This is a genomic window from Streptomyces adelaidensis (assembly GCF_016598475.1).
Taxonomy (GTDB): Bacteria; Actinomycetota; Actinomycetes; order Streptomycetales; family Streptomycetaceae; genus Streptomyces; species Streptomyces adelaidensis.
In genome coordinates this window covers 1-16,753 of sequence record NZ_JAEMUX010000027.1, presented here as the reverse complement: position 1 = coordinate 16,753, position 16,753 = coordinate 1, and the positions used below count along the sequence as shown (strand labels likewise).

At 71.3% G+C, this 16,753-nt stretch carries 17 protein-coding genes; 8 read left to right on the top strand and 9 right to left on the bottom strand.

What is annotated here, in order from left to right; all coding sequences use genetic code 11:
- The first annotated feature begins 36 nt into the window (after positions 1-36).
- Together I8N67_RS17795 and I8N67_RS17790 are read left to right on the top strand one after the other, a co-directional pair.
- The gene (locus tag I8N67_RS17795; RefSeq protein WP_200304102.1) at positions 37-963 is read left to right on the top strand and encodes an SGNH/GDSL hydrolase family protein; all 927 of its coding nucleotides are present in this window, start codon (positions 37-39) and stop codon (positions 961-963) included.
- Between the two features lie 78 nt (positions 964-1,041).
- On the top strand, positions 1,042-1,401 hold the full coding sequence (locus I8N67_RS17790) for a DUF6193 family natural product biosynthesis protein (protein ID WP_200304101.1): 360 nt from the start codon (positions 1,042-1,044) through the stop codon (positions 1,399-1,401).
- On the opposite strand, the gene I8N67_RS17785 is transcribed toward I8N67_RS17790, so the two are convergent.
- Positions 1,398-2,432, bottom strand: a complete 1,035-nt coding sequence (locus I8N67_RS17785) for a TerC family protein (RefSeq protein ID WP_200304100.1) — start codon at positions 2,430-2,432, stop codon at positions 1,398-1,400. The two genes, I8N67_RS17790 and I8N67_RS17785, sit on opposite strands and share 4 nt — an antisense overlap.
- Before the next feature lie 142 nt (positions 2,433-2,574).
- Entirely contained in the window at positions 2,575-3,057 is a 483-nt protein-coding gene (locus I8N67_RS17780) for a VOC family protein (protein ID WP_200304099.1), read from the bottom strand.
- A 233-nt stretch (positions 3,058-3,290) separates the two neighbouring features.
- Here I8N67_RS17780 and I8N67_RS17775 point away from each other — a divergent pair, with 233 nt between their 5' ends.
- Both I8N67_RS17775 and I8N67_RS17770 read left to right on the top strand, forming a co-directional pair.
- Positions 3,291-3,947 (top strand): ATP-dependent Clp protease proteolytic subunit, encoded by a 657-nt coding sequence (locus tag I8N67_RS17775; protein WP_200304098.1) that lies wholly within the window; start codon positions 3,291-3,293, stop codon positions 3,945-3,947.
- Positions 3,947-4,549, top strand: a complete 603-nt coding sequence (locus tag I8N67_RS17770; protein WP_200304097.1) for a ClpP family protease — start codon at positions 3,947-3,949, stop codon at positions 4,547-4,549. The genes I8N67_RS17775 and I8N67_RS17770 overlap by 1 nt, the downstream gene beginning before the upstream one ends.
- Before the next feature lie 15 nt (positions 4,550-4,564).
- On the opposite strand, the gene I8N67_RS17765 is transcribed toward I8N67_RS17770, so the two are convergent.
- Positions 4,565-4,975, bottom strand: a complete 411-nt coding sequence (locus tag I8N67_RS17765) for a helix-turn-helix domain-containing protein (RefSeq protein WP_200304096.1) — start codon at positions 4,973-4,975, stop codon at positions 4,565-4,567.
- Positions 4,976-5,062: 87 nt separating this feature from the next.
- Here I8N67_RS17765 and I8N67_RS17760 point away from each other — a divergent pair, with 87 nt between their 5' ends.
- Entirely contained in the window at positions 5,063-5,845 is a 783-nt protein-coding gene (locus tag I8N67_RS17760) for a class I SAM-dependent methyltransferase (RefSeq protein WP_200304095.1), read from the top strand.
- Between the two features lie 58 nt (positions 5,846-5,903).
- Here the strand turns inward: I8N67_RS17760 and I8N67_RS17755 are convergent, their stop codons facing one another.
- Entirely contained in the window at positions 5,904-6,512 is a 609-nt protein-coding gene (locus tag I8N67_RS17755; RefSeq protein WP_200304168.1) for a DinB family protein, read from the bottom strand.
- A 35-nt stretch (positions 6,513-6,547) separates the two neighbouring features.
- Between I8N67_RS17755 and I8N67_RS17750 the strand changes: the two genes are divergently transcribed.
- The gene (locus I8N67_RS17750; protein WP_200304094.1) at positions 6,548-6,730 is read left to right on the top strand and encodes a hypothetical protein; all 183 of its coding nucleotides are present in this window, start codon (positions 6,548-6,550) and stop codon (positions 6,728-6,730) included.
- A 441-nt stretch (positions 6,731-7,171) separates the two neighbouring features.
- Here the strand turns inward: I8N67_RS17750 and I8N67_RS17745 are convergent, their stop codons facing one another.
- Both I8N67_RS17745 and I8N67_RS17740 read right to left on the bottom strand, forming a co-directional pair.
- Entirely contained in the window at positions 7,172-8,089 is a 918-nt protein-coding gene (locus I8N67_RS17745) for an aminoglycoside phosphotransferase family protein (RefSeq protein WP_307835266.1), read from the bottom strand.
- A gap of 85 nt (positions 8,090-8,174) precedes the next feature.
- Positions 8,175-9,380: a hypothetical protein gene (locus I8N67_RS17740; RefSeq protein ID WP_200304093.1), complete on the bottom strand. Its 1,206-nt coding sequence runs from the start codon at positions 9,378-9,380 to the stop codon at positions 8,175-8,177.
- A gap of 334 nt (positions 9,381-9,714) precedes the next feature.
- On the opposite strand from I8N67_RS17740, the gene I8N67_RS17735 reads away from it, so the two are divergent.
- Entirely contained in the window at positions 9,715-11,184 is a 1,470-nt protein-coding gene (locus I8N67_RS17735; protein WP_200304092.1) for an FG-GAP-like repeat-containing protein, read from the top strand.
- Between the two features lie 21 nt (positions 11,185-11,205).
- Here I8N67_RS17735 and I8N67_RS17730 read toward each other — a convergent pair whose 3' ends face one another.
- Positions 11,206-12,570: a DUF6777 domain-containing protein gene (locus I8N67_RS17730; protein WP_307835265.1), complete on the bottom strand. Its 1,365-nt coding sequence runs from the start codon at positions 12,568-12,570 to the stop codon at positions 11,206-11,208.
- Between the two features lie 190 nt (positions 12,571-12,760).
- On the opposite strand from I8N67_RS17730, the gene I8N67_RS17725 reads away from it, so the two are divergent.
- Positions 12,761-14,056 (top strand): streptophobe family protein, encoded by a 1,296-nt coding sequence (locus I8N67_RS17725; RefSeq protein ID WP_200304090.1) that lies wholly within the window; start codon positions 12,761-12,763, stop codon positions 14,054-14,056.
- A 65-nt stretch (positions 14,057-14,121) separates the two neighbouring features.
- Here the strand turns inward: I8N67_RS17725 and I8N67_RS17720 are convergent, their stop codons facing one another.
- Together I8N67_RS17720 and I8N67_RS17715 are read right to left on the bottom strand one after the other, a co-directional pair.
- Positions 14,122-15,438 (bottom strand): MFS transporter, encoded by a 1,317-nt coding sequence (locus I8N67_RS17720; protein ID WP_200304089.1) that lies wholly within the window; start codon positions 15,436-15,438, stop codon positions 14,122-14,124.
- Positions 15,435-16,622, bottom strand: coding sequence for a PLP-dependent cysteine synthase family protein (locus I8N67_RS17715; RefSeq protein ID WP_200304088.1), 1,188 nt, complete (start codon positions 16,620-16,622; stop codon positions 15,435-15,437). The genes I8N67_RS17720 and I8N67_RS17715 overlap by 4 nt, the downstream gene beginning before the upstream one ends.
- Positions 16,623-16,753 lie beyond the last annotated feature (131 nt).

The following is a 16,753-nucleotide window of genomic DNA, read 5'->3' as shown; positions in this document are numbered from 1 at the left end:
GGGAACCGTTTCGTCGGCCGGGGCTGGAGTCGCCGTATGCGCAAGCCGTGGATCGTGGGAGTGGCGGGTGCGGTGCTCGCCGCGCTGCTGCTCGGTGCGTGCGGGGACCCGGAGTCCGCGCCCGACGGGGCACCGCCGTCGGCCTCGGCGCCGGACGCCTCGCCGACCACCCGGCAGCGGGCCGCCGCCTCCCCCGACGCCCGCCCGGAGGCGTCGGCGCGTCCCGCTCCCGAGGTGCTCTATCTCGGGGACTCGCTCGCCATGGAGAACCAGAAGGTTCTCGGCAGGTTCCTCAAGGACGGCCTCGACGCCCGCTACACCAGCGCCCCGTACTCCGGCACCACCCTCTGCGACTACCTGGAGGGCACCGCCGACCGCTCGCTCGTCCCGAACGGGGACAAGGCGGCCGCGCTGGTGCGGCGGCTGAGCCCGGACTACGTGGTCCTGCAGTTCTGGGGCAACGCGTGGGACTACACGCCCTGTATGGACGGCATCACCTACGACAAGGCCCGCACGCGGTACTTCCAGCGGTACGCGGCCGCCGCCGAACAGCTCACCGAGCAGATCGCCGACGCGGGCGGCACGCACCGCCCGAAGATCGTGTGGGTGCTGCAGGGCCCGGACCCGATCACCCCGGACCGGGTGCGCCGCGTCAACGCCCTGTACGAGAAGCAGGCCAAGGCCTCCGGCGACCTCGTCGCCGACGCCGGCCGAACCGTGAGCCCGGCCGCCGACCGCTACGCCTGGACCCAGTACCTGCCCTGCACCGCGTACGAACGCGAGCACGACGGCTACTGCACCGAGCCGGGCCAGGACCGCACGGCCCTCCACCACGACAAGGACTACCTGCACTTCTGCCTGGCCCCAACGACATCGAAGCCGAAGCCGTGTCCGGTGCCCTCCCCCGGCATCACCCGGATCGCCCGCGAGATCACCCGGGCGATCACGGACGCGAGCGCCTGAGACACCGCCGAGTCACTCACGGGCGGCCCCTGGGAGATCACTTGTGGCCGGACCTCGGGAACCTGGAGGATGGCGCCCATGTCCCGAGCTCCTGATATCGCGACCGCCTGGCTCTGGCTTCGGGCACGGAAGTCGGGCACGCGGGGCGCCACGCACGACGGGCTCCCCGCCGTCGTCGAGGCCGCACACGCCGAGCCGCGCCTGCGCGCCCTCTATCCCTTCCCGACCCACGGGACGCTGGCCTTCCTCCGCTGTGCCCCGCCGCCTTGGCCCGGACCGGGCCGAGGGCTGCCGTTCATCCTGTACGGCGGGCCGCCGTACGAGGTCTACTCGGCCGGCTACGCCGAACTGCTCGGTGAGGTCGCGACGCCCGCGGAGGCCGCCGCTCTGGTGGTGAGCCACCTGCCCGCGGACGCAACCGTGCAGCGGGACGCCTAGACCTCCTCCGGCGTGCGCTCGTCCTCGGCGCCGGGCACCGCTTCCCGCTCCGCCTGCTTCTTGGAAGCCCACAGGCTCGTCACCGTCGTCACCGCGAGGACGAGGACGATGAAGCCGAGCGAGAAGGGGATGGAGATCTCGGGGACGTGGACGCCGGACTCGTGCAGGGCGTGGAGGACGAGTTTGACGCCGATGAAGCCGAGAATGATCGAGAGGCCGTAGGAGAGGTGGACGAGCTTCTTCAGCAGGCCACCGATGAGGAAGTAGAGCTGGCGCAGGCCCATCAGGGCGAAGGCGTTGGCGGTGAAGACGATGTACGGGTCCTGGGTGAGGCCGTAGATCGCGGGGATGGAGTCGAGGGCGAAGAGGACGTCGGTGGAGCCGATCGCGAGCATCACGACGAGCATCGGCGTCATGACGCGCTTGCCGTTCTCCTCGATCCACAGCTTGGTGCCGTGGTACCGGTCAGCCACACCGAATCGTTTCTCCACTGCCTTGAGCAGCTTGTTCTCCTCGTACTCCTCCTCGTGGCTCCCCTTGCGGGCGTCCTCCACCAGCTTCCAGGCGGTGTAGATCAGGAACGCGCCGAAGAGGTAGAAGACCCACGAGAAGCTGGAGATGATCGCCGCGCCGGCCGCGATGAAGACCGCGCGGAGCACCAGCGCCACGAGGACGCCGACCATCAGGACGCGCTGCTGGTACTGCGAGGGCACCGCGAACTTCGCCATGATCAGGACGAAGACGAAGAGGTTGTCGACGCTCAGGGACTTCTCGGTGATGAAGCCCGCGAAGAACTCTCCGCCGGGTTTGCCCCCGCCGACGGCCAGCACCCCCAGCCCGAACGCGATGGCCAGGGTGATCCAGACGGCCGACCAGATGCCGGCCTCCTTGATCGACACGTCGTGGGGTTTGCGGCCGATGAAGAAGTCGATGGCGACCAGCACGCACAGGGCCACGATCGTGAGCAGCCAGGCGGTGAGGGAGACGTTCCCTGTTCCTCCGGGTACAGGCGGTGCACAGGAAAGACTCACCGACCCGCTGCGCCACCGCTACCCGGCGCAGGTAAAGAACGTCCGAAATCCCGGCATGTCCCCTGGTGGGAGGCCCCGTCGTGGGAACCGCCCACCAGGGTGGTGGGACCGTGGTGCGCCAGGGGGCCCGTCGGTCGCCCGCCTACTCGCCCGCGTACGCCTTCCGCAGTTCGGCGAGGTCGAGCTTGCCCATCGCCATCATCGCCGCGGTGGCGCGGGCCGCCTTCCGGGGGTCGGGGTCGCTGATCATCTCGATGAGCTCCTTGGGCACGACCTGCCAGGACACCCCGAACCGGTCCTTGAGCCAGCCGCAGGGGCCGCCCTCGCCGCCGCCCTCGGTGAGGCTGTTCCAGTAGTGGTCGATCTCGTCCTGGTCGTCACAGAGGATCTGGAAGGAGATGGCCTCGGTGAACTTGAACTCCGGGCCGCCGTTGAGGGCGACGAAGTTCTGGCCGTTGGCCACGAAGTCCACGGTGAGCACGGAGCCGGCCGGCTGGGGCGCGCCTTCGCCGTAGTGGGTGATCCTTCCGAGCCGGGAGTTCTTGAAGACCGAGACGTAGTGGGCGGCAGCCTCCTCGGCCTGGCCGTCGAACCACAGGCAGGTGGTGAATCCGTCGCTGGTCATGTGTGCCTCCTCAGGCGTGGTGTGTCGTCATCCGTATCGACCGATCCTGTTCCGGAAACTCATCGGTGGCGCGGGCACGGGATGCGGCGGGCGGTGCCACGGGCGGCGTACGGCTGGCGCCGCTCTGCTGTCGGCGAATCTGCTGCGGGCAGAGAAAGGCCAGGTGAGAGGCGTTCGGTGGGGAGAGTGGAGGCAGCGGCCACCGCGGCCGCCGCACCCGCAGGGAGGACCGTATGACTCCACCGATCACCGGCTGGGCCCCGCCGCTCGCCCCGCGCGCCGAGGAGGGTGACACCCCGCCGTCACGCTACGACGACCATCTCGCCGCGCAGCTGCTCGCGCAGCGGATCGTCTTCCTCGGCACCCAGGTCGACGAGGTCTCGGCGAACCGGGTCTGCGCCCAGTTGCTGCTGCTGTCGGCGGAGGACCCGCGCACCGACATCAGCCTCTACATCAACAGTCCGGGCGGTTCGGTGACCGCCGGCCTCGCCATCTACGACACCATGCGGCTCATCCCGAACGACGTGTCGACGCTGGCCATGGGCTTCGCGGCGAGCATGGGCCAGTTCCTGCTGAGCGTGGGCACGCACGGCAAGCGGTACGCGCTGCCCAACGCGCGGATCATGATGCACCAGCCGTCGGCGGGCATCGGCGGTACCACCGCGGACATCGAGATCCAGGCGGAGAACCTGGAGTTCACCAAGAAGGCCATCGAGCGGATCACCGCGGAGCACACCGGCCAGAGCGAGGAGACCATCTCCCGCGATGGCGACCGCGACCGCTGGTTCACGGCCGAGCAGGCCAAGGAGTACGGGATGGTCGACCGGGTCGTCGAGGCGCTCGACGATGTGCGGCCGGCCGCGTCACGCCGACGGATGGGGCTGCAGTGATGGGGACGTACACGATTCCGAACGTGGTCGAGCGGACCCCGCAGGGCGAGCGGTCGTACGACGTGTTCAGCCGGCTGCTGTCCGAGCGGATCATCTTCCTGGGCACGGAGATCGACGACGGGGTGGCGAACGTCGTCATCGCGCAGCTCCTGCATCTGGAGTCGTCGTCCCCGGAGAGCGAGATCGCTATCTACATCAACTCCCCCGGTGGATCGTTCACTTCGCTCATGGCGATCTACGACACGATGACGTACGTGCAGGCGCCGATCTCGACGTTCTGCGTGGGGCAGGCGGCCTCCACGGCGGCGGTGCTGCTCGCGGGCGGGGATCCGGGGCGGCGGTTCGCGCTGGAGCACGCGCGGGTGCTGCTCGGGCAGCCGGCCAGCGGCGGCAGCCGGGGCACGGTCTCCGACCTCGCCCTGCACGCCAAGGAGATGATCCGCATCCGCGCCCAGGTGGAGGAGGTCCTGGCCCGCCACACCCACCGTGATGTGGCGGATCTGCGCGCCGACATGGACCGGGACAAGGTGTTCACCGCCGAGGAGGCCGTCGCGTACGGCCTCGCCGACGAGGTGGTGAGCCGTCGGCTCGTCGGGGTCTGACGCCCGCGCCGCCGGTCAGGCGACGAGGCACAGCCCGTCGTACGGCGCCGTGGTGGTCGTACGGCGTGTCGTGGCCGTCCGCGAACGGGTGAGGGCGTGAGCGGCCCGGCGGGTCGTCAGTTCGTCCTGGGCGAGCGACAGCAGGTCGCCCAGGCGCAGGCCGAGTGCCTGGGCGGCGGCCGCGAGGACCTCGGAGGAGGCTTCCTTGCGGCCTCGCTCCACCTCGGAGAGGTACGGCATCGAGATCCGCGCCGCGTCGGCCACGTCCTTCAGGGTGCGTTCCTGGGCGAGCCGCTCGCGCCGGAGCACATCGCCGACGAGGTCGCGCCAGAGGGGTTCCTTGGCGGGCGGGGCCTCGGGGGCGTGCACGGGGGCCGCCCGGCGCAGGGGGATGACGCGGGCTTCGTTCGGCGCGGGATTCGTCACCCCTTCAGACTATGAGCCCGGGGCCGCGGGTACAGGGACCCACGTTCAGCCCTCAGGGAAATCCCGGTCCGGCGGAAAGGCACGGCGATGTTGCGCGGCATCTTCGACGAGGCGGCGGAGCTGTACGACCGCGCCCGGCCCCGCTATCCCAGGTCCCTGGTGGCGGAGCTGGCCGCGCGGACGGACCTGGGGCCCGGCACCCGCGTCCTGGAGATCGCCCCCGGCACCGGTCAACTCACCGTCCCTGTCGCCGAGTTCGGCGGGCAGGTCACGGCCGTCGAGCTCGGTCCGGCCATGGCGGAAGTGGCCCGGCGCAATCTGCGGCCCTTTCCGCGGGCGCATGTGGAGGTGGCCGACTTCGAGAAGTGGCCGCCGCCCGCCGAACCGTTCGACGTGGTGATGATCGCGACGGCGTTCCACTGGCTCGATCCGGCGGTCCGGATTCCCAAGGTGGGGCGGGCGTTGCGTCCCGGCGGCACGTTCGCGCTCGTCACGACGGAACACGTCAAGGGCGGCACCCTCGACTTCTTCGCCCGTGTCCAGGAGTGCTACGAGCGCTGGGACCCGGCCACGCCGCCCGGTCTGCGCCTCCAGGACGAGTCCGAGATCGTCACGGACACGAGTGAGCTGGCCGGTTGGGACGACCTCCGCTCGTACCGGTGCACGCGGGAGATCACGTACACGGCGCAGGAGTACATCGATGTGCTGCTGACCTACTCCGGCCACCGCGCGCTCGACGCGCCGTCCCGCGAAGGCCTGTTGGGCGACATCCGCGAGCTGATCGACACGCGTCACGGCGGCCGGATCGCCAAGTGCTATCTGCATGAGCTGATCACGGCGAGGCGGCCGGAGAGGCGTACGGGTCACTGACCGATGCGGCCGTGGCCTCGTACGGATCACTGACCGATGCGGCGTGGCCTCGTACGGATCACTGACCGATGCGGCCGTCGATGCGTTCGCGGAGGAAGTCCGCGTGGCCGTTGTGGCGGGCGTACTCCTCGATCATGTGGACCAGGACCTCGCGGAGGGCGATGGGCTGGTCGTCGTGACGGCCGGTGATGCCGAGGCCGGGGGCCGCGGCCACGAACCGCTCGGCGAAGTCGACCTCCGAGCGCCAGGTCCGCCAGGCGTCGGCGACGGCCTCGGGGTCGGCGGCGGCGCCGTGGAAGTCCCCGTCGGGGTCGTCGCCGGCGCGGTAGTGGCGCGGCGCCGACCGGCCGGCCAGGGCCTCGCGGAACCAGTACTGTTCCACGCCGGCCAGGTGGCGGACGAGGCCCAGCAGCGACATGTCGGAGGGCGGGACCGAGCGGCGGGCCAGGGCCTCGGCGTCGAGCCCCGAGCACTTCAGCTCCAGGGTGAGCCGCTGGTCGCGCAGATACCCGACCAGGGTGGCCCGCTCCCCCTCGTACCCTCCCTCGCCGCGCGGGTCCCCTTCGGGGCCGACGAACCGGTCACCCCATCCGATCCGTCGCTCCGGCAGGGGCTCTTCGTGGGGCCGCGCCCCGAGGCTGTCGCTCATGCTCATGCGGAGGAGCATCGGTGGTCGCCGCACCGGTCCGCCACCGCTTTTCCATGCCTCAGTTCTTCCGGTTGTTGCTGGTGGGCAGCAACTGTTCGCGCGGCACGGTCAGTTGGTGGGCGGTGTTCACGGCCCGGGTCTCGTCCAGGGTCGTCAGGGAGAGGGGCGGCACGTCCGGCCTCGACGAGCCGGTGAGCGCCTCCGAGGTGATGCCGGCGGGGGGCGCGGTGCGGTGAGGACGGCGTCGACGCGGTCGCCGAACGCTCGTGCGGGGCGCGTCCCGGCTGGAAGATCGCCACGGCGTCGCCCTGGCGGAGCGCGAGCAGATGGTCGGCGAGCGGGAACCCGGTGGCGCCGACGAAGCGGGACCGGCGGTCGAGGGACACCACGTGGTTGGGCGTGTTCGCGTTCGATCCGCTGACGCTAGCGGCCGGGCCGGGCAAACAATCGCCGCGGCCTCCACATCCTGACTTCGCGGTGCCGTCACGGGCCGGCAACCCGTACCAGGTCCGCGTCCGGGCCGGGCCAGGTCTCCGGCCTGGCGAGGCGGAAGTCCGGCCTGCCGTACATCGTCCAACAACCGCTTGCCGGGCGGCACGGATCGCGGAACACCCCGAGCAGGTCGTCACGCGCAGTGCAACGACGCCCCGGCGGGCGGCGCGCACGCGCTCAGTGTCTCAGGAGGGAGTTCGGGCGAGCGACGTGTCCGCGAGGATGCGTTCCAAGGTGCGCCGGCCCAACCGGCTCATGGCCGGGTTGGTTTCGACGTAGTACCAGACAAGACCCATCGCCTGCTCGAAGGCCCATGCCTTGCCTCGCTCCCATTCGAGGTCGTCGCAGCCGAGGTGTTCGCGGAGTATCTGCCGCGGCCCCGTCTCGAGCAGATGCCACGCACTCACGAGATCCAGAGCAGGGTCGGCCGGCCCGAAGCCGCCCACGTCAAGAACCCCCGCCAGCCGGCCGGCGGACACGAGCACGTTGCCGGGAATCAGATCAGCATGGGTCATCACGTCCTCGGCTGCGCCGCGTGGCAGATCACGCATCGTTGTCCAGGTTCGGCGAAGCCGGCGAACGTCCAGGAGTTGCTCGCTGTGCTCGAAACAGGTCTCCATCCACGCGTCGTGGGATTGCAGCTCGCCTCCCCGGCCGGTGCCGGCGAACGTGCGGCCCCGCGTGTCGATTGCCCGTAGCTCGCCGATGAAATCGGCCAAGTCATGGGCGAACGCCACCGATTCACCTGGATCCTCGTCGGCAGCCACGACGCCAGGCAGCCACGTCTGCACCGACCACGGAAGCGGGTAGCCTGCCCCGGGTTCACCCAGCACGACCGGCTCGGGCGTCGGAAACCGCGTGCCACCCACCAGCTCACGGGCCGCTTCCGCTTCGGACTCCAGCCAGCCCCGCGTCGGCTCGACGTCTGCGGACCGCAGAGGGAACCGCGCTGTGAACTGATCGCCGATGCGGAAGATGGCATTGACCGTACCCTGGCCGGCGATGCTCCTGACGGGCAGGCTCCGCCACTCGGGAAACTGCTGATCCACCAACGTACGCACCGTCTCGAGTGACACCGTCAGCTGGTTGGCATGCATCTTCACGGGGGGAGCCTGCCGCGTCACGATCTTCGACCGCAACCCGTTTTCGGTCGCGCCGGCCTGCCTTCCGCAGGTCACTTTCCGGCCTTCAGCGCCGCAGGCCGGCGATCACCGCTCTGTACGTCGAATCGCGGCCCTGGGAGACTCCGACGGAGCCGACGCCGATGACTTTGTCGGTGCCCGGGACCGCGGTGATGGCGTTCAGCTGGAGTGACTGCTTTGCGCCGGCCTTGATGCCGTCGGTGCTCGGCAGCTTCGAGTGCGCGATCTTTTCGCAGTCGCCGTCCGCTGTGAGGTACCGGCCTGCACCGAGGACCGCCCCGCGCTCACCGTCGCGGACCGCGTGGCCGCGGTCGGCACATGCTCCCCTCGCGTTCGGCAGCTTGGTCCAGCGGGTGCCGTTCCAGTGCAGCCGGATGTCCTCGTCGGGCGGGTCGGGATCGTCGTCCTCGTTGTAGGAGGCGAGATAGCCGTAGGCCCGTACGTCGTCCTGTGCCGTCACGGCGATCGCGTTGACGCCGGCGTGGGGCTCGGTGGGCCAGACTTCGAAGCGGTACTCCGGCATCGATACGGGCTTCCAGCCGCCGCCGTCCCAGTGCATGGCGGCGGGCTGCGTGAAGGGCAGGGCCGGATCGTCGTCGTCATACGGTTCGTGGTGGCCGACCGCCCACAGGTCGTCGGGTGCGACGCCATCGAGTGCGGTGACGGTGACGGGCAGGTCCATGGCGGTCCAGCGGGTGCCGTCCCAGTGGTACGTCCGGGTCTGACCGTCGACGACCCAGATGTCGTCTGCGGCAAAGGCCCTTACGTCGTCGGCCCGGGGGTCTCCGGGGAGCTTGGGCAGCGCGGTCCAGCGTGTGCCGTCCCAGTTGGCCATCCGCAGCGAGTTCAGGTCCAGGCTCGCTGTCAGCAGGAATCCGCCGGAGTCCACAGCGTCGAAGCGCGCGTTGTAGACGCTCTTGCCGAACGACTCCGGCATGGGACGGCGCTGCCAACCGGTGCCGTCGTAGTGCAGAAGGAAGCCGTCGCCGGCCGACTCGTCCCCGGCGTTCCCGACGTTGGGAGTGGACTGACCCACCACCCAGACGTCGTCGACGGCGACCGCCATCACGCCGGACAACTCTGTATCGCCCTCGCCCTCGCCCTGGACGACCTTGTCGTACTCCCAGGTCATATCGGGCTTGCGGCCCGGATCAGGGCCGGTCTGGGCGCGTAGGGCCAATACGGAGACGAACAGGAGCAATAACGCTGCCAGCGCCACATTGACCTTGACCATGCGTGTGGTCCCGTTCATGTTCCCCACCTCGTGCGCGCGAGGCCCTGGTCCGCGCCCGCACAGCCTGCTCTCGGAACCTTCGCCCTGATCGTCATTGGTCCGTCACCCCTCGGCCATGCCACTGGTCCATGGCTGCCGGGCCGGCCAGGCACTTCGTGGTCCACGCCGGCAGATCAGCCGAGGATAGAACGAACACCGGGCCCACCGTGCCGCTGGACACCGGCCGTAGTTCCCGTGAACTCCCGTACAACCCTCGCACCCCATGCGGTGTCAAACAGGGCGCTGGACAAGGAACGGGCCCTTTCCGGACACCCCCGCGCAGCCCGGCCGTTCTTACTGTCTGGAGCCGCACATGCGCAAGAACCGTTCGGCAGCCCTCGCGGCGGCCACCTTTCTTCTCGTCTCCGGGGCGGCGATCGCCACCGCCCCTTCCGCGTACGCCGGGGTGCCCGGCAGTACTCGGGCCAGTGACCGCAACACCGACTTCAACGGTGACGGGTACGAGGACGTGCTCGTCGGCGCGCCCGGTGCCACCGTCAGCGGCAAGAGCGGCGCGGGTCTGGTGACCGTGCAGTACGGCTCGGCCAGAGGCATCGGCACGAGCGATGTGGCCCGGTTCAGCCAGTCGACCTCGGGGATCGCCGGCGCGGCCGAGATCGGCGACGGGTTCGGCCGGGCGGTGGCCACCGGTGACCTCGACGGCGACGGCTTCGACGACGCGGTGGTCGGCATTCCCGGCGAGGACCTCGGCACCGTCAAGGACGCGGGCGGGGTGGCGATCCTGTGGGGCTCGAAGGCGGGGCTCAAGGGCGCCGAGAGCGACTGGCTGGAGACCGAGGAGCCCACCGCCGGTGAGCGGTTCGGCGTCGGCCTGGCCGCGGCCCGTTTCACCGCCGAGACCGACGGGGACATCCTCGCCGTCCTCGACGGGGACGACCTGGAGCTGTTCGGGTACGACGACTCGGCGCCGAGCTCGCTGCGCCGCCAGTCCACACAGGAGTTCGGCGCTGAGGCGGAGCCGCGCGACATCCTGCCCAAGTCCCTCACCACCGGCGACTACGACAAGAACGGCTTCGCCGACCTGATCGTGTCGGGGGTGAGCGTCGGTGACGAGCCCGGTCACGGCTGGTCCACCTATCTGTCCGGGCAGGCGGACGGGCTGACGTACGAGCGTGATCTGCGCGGCGGTCCGGTCGCGGCGTCCGGGGACATCAACGACGACGGTTACGACGATCTGGTGACCGGCGAGCCGAACTCCCCCGACGACAACCCCGGCGAGACCATGACCGGCGGCCTGGTCGGGGTGCGCCTCGGCGGTCCGGACGGTCCGGCGGCCGAGCCCGACTGGTGGGTGCAGGACTCCCCCGGTGTGCCCGGGGTCGCCGAGGCCGGTGACGGCTGGGGCTCGGACCTGTCGGTCGCGGACACCGACGGGGACGGGTACGCGGACGTGGCGATCGGGGCGGCGGGCGAGGACATCGGCACCGTCGAGGACGCGGGCGCCGTATGGGTGCTGCGCGGCTCGGCCGCCGGGCTGACCTCGTCCGGCGCCAGGTCCTGGGACCAGAACTCGGCCGATGTGCCGGGCGCCGCCGAGAAGGGCGACAAGTGGGGCGCCCAGGTCCGGCTGACCGACCCGAACCGCGCCGGCCGCTTCGGGCTGCTGGCCGCCGCGCCGGGCGAGAACACCGGCGACGGTCATGTCTGGGTGCTCTCGGCGGGCGCGGGCGGCATCACGGCCTCGGGTTCGTGGACGTACAACGCCGCGTCGCTCGGAGCGCCTTACGTGGACACGTCGTTCGGGTCGGCGATCGACGAGTGAGTCCCCGGAGCCCGCGCCTCCTCAGGACTCCGGGGAGGTCGTGGTCGACTCCGGGACGCTGCTGCGGGACGCCGACTCGGTCGTCGTGGTGAGGTTCTCCGGCGACGAGTCGTCCGTCTCGGGGCTCTCCGGCTCCGACGTGGGGTCGGAAGTCCGCGTCTCCGGCTCCGACGTGGGGTCGGAGGTCCGCGTCTCCGGCTCCGACGGGGTGGAGGAGGACGGTGACGGTGTCACCGAGGACGACGAGGGGCACGGGCTCGCCTCGTCCTCGTCGGCGTCACGGTTCGGCGGCGCGCCGCCGGGCGACGAGGGGCACGGCTCGGGCGACTCGGAGGGCGGTTCCTCGGAGAACGACGTCGACGCCGACGGGGAGGGCTGGTTGACGGGCGGGGTGGTCTTCTTGTCCTTCTCGCCCGTGTCGCCGTGGGGGCGGCTGAACCAGTCGTCGTGCTCGTGGTCGAAGAGGACGAACACGTTGACGATCACTGTCGAGCGCTCCACGACCACGACGTTCTGCGGCCGGTACGACGGCCAGGAGTCGCCCTTCGGCTCGGGCGTGGTCTTCAGCGCGACCGGCGGCTTCAGCGGGTTGCCGCAGGCACAGCGCACCCGGGGCTCTCCCCGGTCGTCGACGAGGACGGCGGTGCCGGCCTGGAGGACGGCCTGGTAGCTGGTGGCGGCGCCGTCGCGGTAGCCGTGGTTGGTGACCCGGGTGTCCATGCGCAGCTGCACCGGGGTGAGCGAGCGGAGGTGGGCGGGGACCTCGGAGGACTTGATGCCGAGGACGGAGGCGAACGCGTTGTTCTTGGCCGGGTTCGCCCCGAGCACCTTGATCTGCTTCTCCACGTCGCAGCTGGCGACGTTGCGGGTGCCGCCGTAGAGGCCGGGGGCCGAACCGTCCACGGCCCGCGTCACGTTGGCGGGTTCCGACTTGCTCGGTGTCGCCGTGGGTGTCTCGGGCGTGGTGGAGCTGTCGTTCGCCGTCGACTCGGTGAACGGGTCGGGGCCGGACTTGCCGGCGGCCTGGAGGAACACCTCGCCGCCGGCGGAGCCGCCCGAGTCGTCGGAGCGGGTGAAGACGACGATCAGGGCCACGGCGACGACGGCCGCGGTGACCATGAGGATAATGCGGGGAGCCGATCGCCACCAGGGATGACCGGGGCTGCCGGGCCCTTGCCCGGAGCCGCCGCCCCCACCGCCACCCCCGGAACCGCCTCCCGGGCCGCCGGGTCCGCCCGGGCCCGGGGCGTCGCTCGGCGGCTCCGGCGGTACCTGGCCGCTCGGCCGGGTCGGGCTGGGCGGGGTGGGGTGGGGCTGCGACGGCCCGGAGAGGGGGCCGGAGGGCGGTCCGGTCGGGCGGCCGGAGGACGGTTGTTCGACGCTCACGGGTCTTCTCCCGCCGTAGGGATTCTGCGGCGACGCACACATTCAGGCGATTCCTGACAGATTCGCGAATTTACAGCCGCTTTATTCCACAACAGGCCCATTGTGTGCTCCGGTCCCGTGCCGCTCGCAAGCGGAGGGGTTCGGGTCTCCCGGCGCGCGGAGTGCCCGGGCCGTGCTTAGCGTGGCAAGAGTGAATCCCCAGACCCTGCGTCCCCGGCAGACGGCCCCTGAGCGGGCGGTCGCCCGCCACGGCTGGCCCCAGGCCCTCGCGACGGTGCTGGCCGGAGTGATCTCGATGATCGTGGTGGCCGCGCTCGGGCTGTGGGCGGCGGGTGCGGGGGACCTCCCGGACAACGCGTTCCCACGGGTCGTCGCGGCCACCGTCGTGACGGCGGTCGGCGGCACGATCGAACTCTCCGGCGGTGCCGGGGGGATCGCCGAGACCCAGGCGGGCCTGACCGTGGTCCCGCTGTCGGTGACTCTCGTCGGCGCGCTGGTGATCGCCGCCGGGTTCCTGCGGCCCCTGCGGCACCGGGCGGTCGCGGGGGCGCCCGAACTCGCGGGCTGGGCCGCCCGGATCGCCGCCCTGTGGCTGGCGGCACTCATCGGGCTGGCGCTCGCGGCGCGCCAGACCTTCGCGATCCCGCTCGGCGACGTGGGCGACTTCTTCGGCACCACCGCCGATGTGGGGTTCGAGGCGGCCGTGATGCCGACCGTCTTCTTCGGTCTGCTGTGGCTGGCCGGGGTCCTCGTACTGGCCCTGCTGGTGTCGCGCGGCGCTCCGCTGCCCGCGCGGCTGCTGCGGTTCCAGGAGTCGGTGCGCCCGGCGGCGTACGCGATGGTCGGGCTGCTGCTGGCATACGTCGGCCTCGGGCTGGTCATCGGGCTGGTGGTGGCGCTGACCCGGGGGCAGGCCGCCGAGACGGCCGCGGTGATCCTGCTGGGCCTGCCGAACCTCGTGTGGCTGGCCTTCACGATCGGCCTGGGCGCCACCTGGGACGGCCAGGTGGAGGGGCCCTTCGGGCTGCCGATGCCGAAGGTTCTGGACGAGGTGGTGCGTGGGCCCGACATCTCGACCCTGAACCTGGGCTCCCTCGCCGAGTACGACGGCCGCGTGTGGTGGCTGGTGGCCGTGAACGCCGTGCTGCTGCTCTTCGCCGCGTTCGTGATGGCGGCCCGCTCCCCGGCCGGGGTACGGCTGTGGCAGCACGCCGTCCACATGGCGGCCGCCCTCGCCCTCACCGTCCTGACGGTCTGTCTCGTCGCCCGGATCTCCGCCCACTACGGGCTGTCGGTACTCGGCATCGGCGACCTCGGCGGCGACCTGGGCGGCGAGGTGTTCCTGCGGCCGCAACTGTGGTCCGCGCTCGGCCTCGCCCTGCTGTGGGGGCTGGTGACCGGCTTCCTGGGCGGGGTTCTGGCGAAGGGCGTGCGGCGCCGGGGTGCGGTCGGCGCGCAGGCGGAGAGCAGACCCGATCGCGGTTAGGAGGGGCGGGCGCTGTGGGGCGCCCGCCCCTCCTGGCTCAGTGGCTCAGTCGATGACCGGGCCGGTCAGACCGCGACCGGCCTGGGTCCGGGTCCGGGTCCAGGTGCGGGTGCTGGTGCGGCCAGGCGGCCTGTGCGGTGGAGGCCGTACACCGATGCGGCGCAGCCGAGGCCGAGCGCGGACAGGGAGATCCACGGGAGCGCGGGCAGGCCGGCCTCGCGGGCGGCGTCCAGTGCGGCGCCGGTGAGCAGGTTGCCGACCGTTATGCCGATGCCGCAGACGGTGTTGTGCAGGCCGTAGTGCGTGGCCACGAGGCGGTCCCCGGAGAGGCGGACGATGGTGTCCATCTCGAAGGGGTACGCGATCATCGTGCCGATGGCCAGCAGCAGTGCGGCCAGCGTCGGCGGGACGGCGGCCAATAGCCACCGGGCCACTCCGGCTTCGGGCACCGGCAGCGTCGCGGCGACCAGCAGGGGGACGAACGCGGCGCCCATGACGACCAGCCCCCGGATCAGCGCCTGGCCGGGCTCGTAGCGCGCCTTGCACCACGCGGTCACCCTGGTCTGGCCGAGGATCGTGCTCAGCCCGGAGACCGCGAAGAGCACCGCCACCGCGGCCGTGCCGAACTCCCCTTCCCCGCCGAGGCGTCGTACCTCCAGGGGCAGGGCCAGATAGACCTGGAAGGTGAGGACGTAGGAGCCGGTCATGGCGGCGGAGAAGAGCAGGAAGGGCCGGTTGGCGAGGATGCCGCGCCACTGGGTGAGGACGCTCTGCCGGCCTTCGTCCCGCTGTCCCTCGCCGTCCGCCCGGCCCCGGGCGGGCAGCGCGCGGATCTGCACGATCGACAGTACGGCGAAGATGCCGGCCGCCGTCAGGCAGGTGACGCGGAAGTCGACGCCCGTGAGGACCATGCCGACCAGCGGGCCCAGCAGTATTCCGGCCTGGTAGAAGACGTTGAACAGGGCGAACGCCTCGACCCTGCGCTCCCCTGCCTCCGCGGCCAGATAGGCCCGTACGGCCGGGTTGAACAGGGCGCCCGCGAGGCCGGTGGCCGCCGACGCCGCCAGCAGTGCGGGCAGGGAGTCGACGAATCCGAGAGCCGCGAAGCCGGCGGTGCGCAGGACGCAGCCGGCGACGATCAGCGGCTTGTAGCCGAACCGGTCGGCGAGGGTGCCGCCGACCACGAACATGCCCTGCTGGCTGAAGTTCCGTACACCCAGCACGAGTCCGACGATCCAGCCGGCGAGGCCGAGCGTGCCGGAGAGGTGCGCGGCCAGGTAGGGCATCAGCATGTAGAAGCCGAGGTTGATGGTGAACTGGTTGACCATCAACAGCTGGACGGCACGGTCGTAGGACCGCGCCTGTGCGAGGGTCCCTTTCACTCGCCGGCCTCCTCGCGGGCCGTGGAGCGCGGGGTGAGGGGGTCGACGACGTCGGTGCAGCGGGTCCAGCGGGCGACCTCCTTCTCGTCCGGGCGGCCGATCACGTCGGGTTCCGGGGCCGGTGGTCCGTCGAGGACTCCGTGCCGGGCGCAGTACTCGTCGTCGTACACGGTGTCGAGGTAGCGCTGGGGTCCGTCGGGGAAAACGGCCGCGATACGGGTGTCGGCGGCCTCCGTGCGGGCCAGCCAGCTCGCGACGAGGGCCACCGCGCCGACGCTCCAGCCGCCGGTGGCGTAGTGGGAGGCGGCGAGGCGGCGGCAGGTCCACACGGCTTCGTGCGGGGCGACCCAGTGGACCTCGTCGAAGGTGTCGTAGGCGACGTTGCGCGGGTAGATGCTGGAGCCGAGGCCGCGCATCAGCCGGGTGCGGGCGGGCTGGCCGAAGATGGTCGAGCCGATGGTGTCGACGCCGACGATCCGGATCTCCGGGTAGAGCTGCCGCAGGACCCGGCCCACGCCCGCGGAGTGCCCGCCGGTGCCGACGCTGCACACGAGGACGTCGATGTGGCCCAGCGCGGAGGCGAGTTCGAGGGCGAGCGGGGTGTACGCGGCCGTGTTGTCCGGGTTGCTGTACTGGTCCGGGCACCAGGAGCCGGGGTGCCGGTCGAGGAGTTCGGTGACCCGGTCGCGCCTGGCCTGCTGCCAGCCGCCGGTCGGGTGCGGTTCGGTGACGATGTCGACGTCCGCGCCGTAGACGCCGAGCAGTCGGGTCATGGACGGTTCGAGACCGGGGTCGGTGACCAGGGTGACGAGGTGGCCGTGCACCATTCCGGCCAGCGCGAGGCCGAGGCCGAGGGTGCCGCTGGTGGACTCGATGATCCGGCCGCCGGGCCGCAACGCGCCGCGTGCGCGGGCCCGTTCGACCATGTACAGGCCGGGCCGGTCCTTGATGCCGCCGGGGTTGAAGCCCTCCAGCTTCGCCCAGAAACCGTGACCGGCCGGGGTCAGCGGCTGGGACACCCGCAGGAGCGGCGTGTTGCCGACGAGTGCCGGGAGGGCCGAAGGGCCGGGGGTGGCAGCCGGGTTGACAGGGACGGGGGTGGTGTCGGACGCGTGGGGGGTGGTGTCGGACGCGTGGGGGGTGGTGTCGGACGCGTGGGGGGTGGTGTCGGTGATCGACTGCATGTCTTTCGCTCTCGCTGGACAGTGACGCGGGTGCGTGCTCATCCCGCGGCGCGGCGACGGGGCGGACGGTCGGTCCGCCGGTCGTGAGCCGCGGGCGCGGCGGCCGGTACGAGGCCGGCCGCGGGCGAGAG

Excerpts from the sequence above, each read along its gene's own strand:
- I8N67_RS17775 (WP_200304098.1), top strand. The coding sequence starts at position 3,291 with ATGACTCCACCGATCACCGGCTGGGCCCCGCCGCTCGCCCCGCGCGCC.
- I8N67_RS17715 (WP_200304088.1), bottom strand. The coding sequence starts at position 16,622 with ATGCAGTCGATCACCGACACCACCCCCCACGCGTCCGACACCACCCCC.
- I8N67_RS17740 (WP_200304093.1), bottom strand. The coding sequence starts at position 9,380 with ATGAACGGGACCACACGCATGGTCAAGGTCAATGTGGCGCTGGCAGCG.
- I8N67_RS17770 (WP_200304097.1), top strand. The coding sequence starts at position 3,947 with ATGGGGACGTACACGATTCCGAACGTGGTCGAGCGGACCCCGCAGGGC.
- I8N67_RS17755 (WP_200304168.1), bottom strand. The coding sequence starts at position 6,512 with ATGCTCCTCCGCATGAGCATGAGCGACAGCCTCGGGGCGCGGCCCCAC.
- I8N67_RS17780 (WP_200304099.1), bottom strand. The coding sequence starts at position 3,057 with ATGACCAGCGACGGATTCACCACCTGCCTGTGGTTCGACGGCCAGGCC.
- I8N67_RS17735 (WP_200304092.1), top strand. The coding sequence starts at position 9,715 with ATGCGCAAGAACCGTTCGGCAGCCCTCGCGGCGGCCACCTTTCTTCTC.
- I8N67_RS17790 (WP_200304101.1), top strand. The coding sequence starts at position 1,042 with ATGTCCCGAGCTCCTGATATCGCGACCGCCTGGCTCTGGCTTCGGGCA.
- I8N67_RS17750 (WP_200304094.1), top strand. The coding sequence starts at position 6,548 with ATGCCTCAGTTCTTCCGGTTGTTGCTGGTGGGCAGCAACTGTTCGCGC.
- I8N67_RS17760 (WP_200304095.1), top strand. The coding sequence starts at position 5,063 with ATGTTGCGCGGCATCTTCGACGAGGCGGCGGAGCTGTACGACCGCGCC.
- I8N67_RS17795 (WP_200304102.1), top strand. The coding sequence starts at position 37 with ATGCGCAAGCCGTGGATCGTGGGAGTGGCGGGTGCGGTGCTCGCCGCG.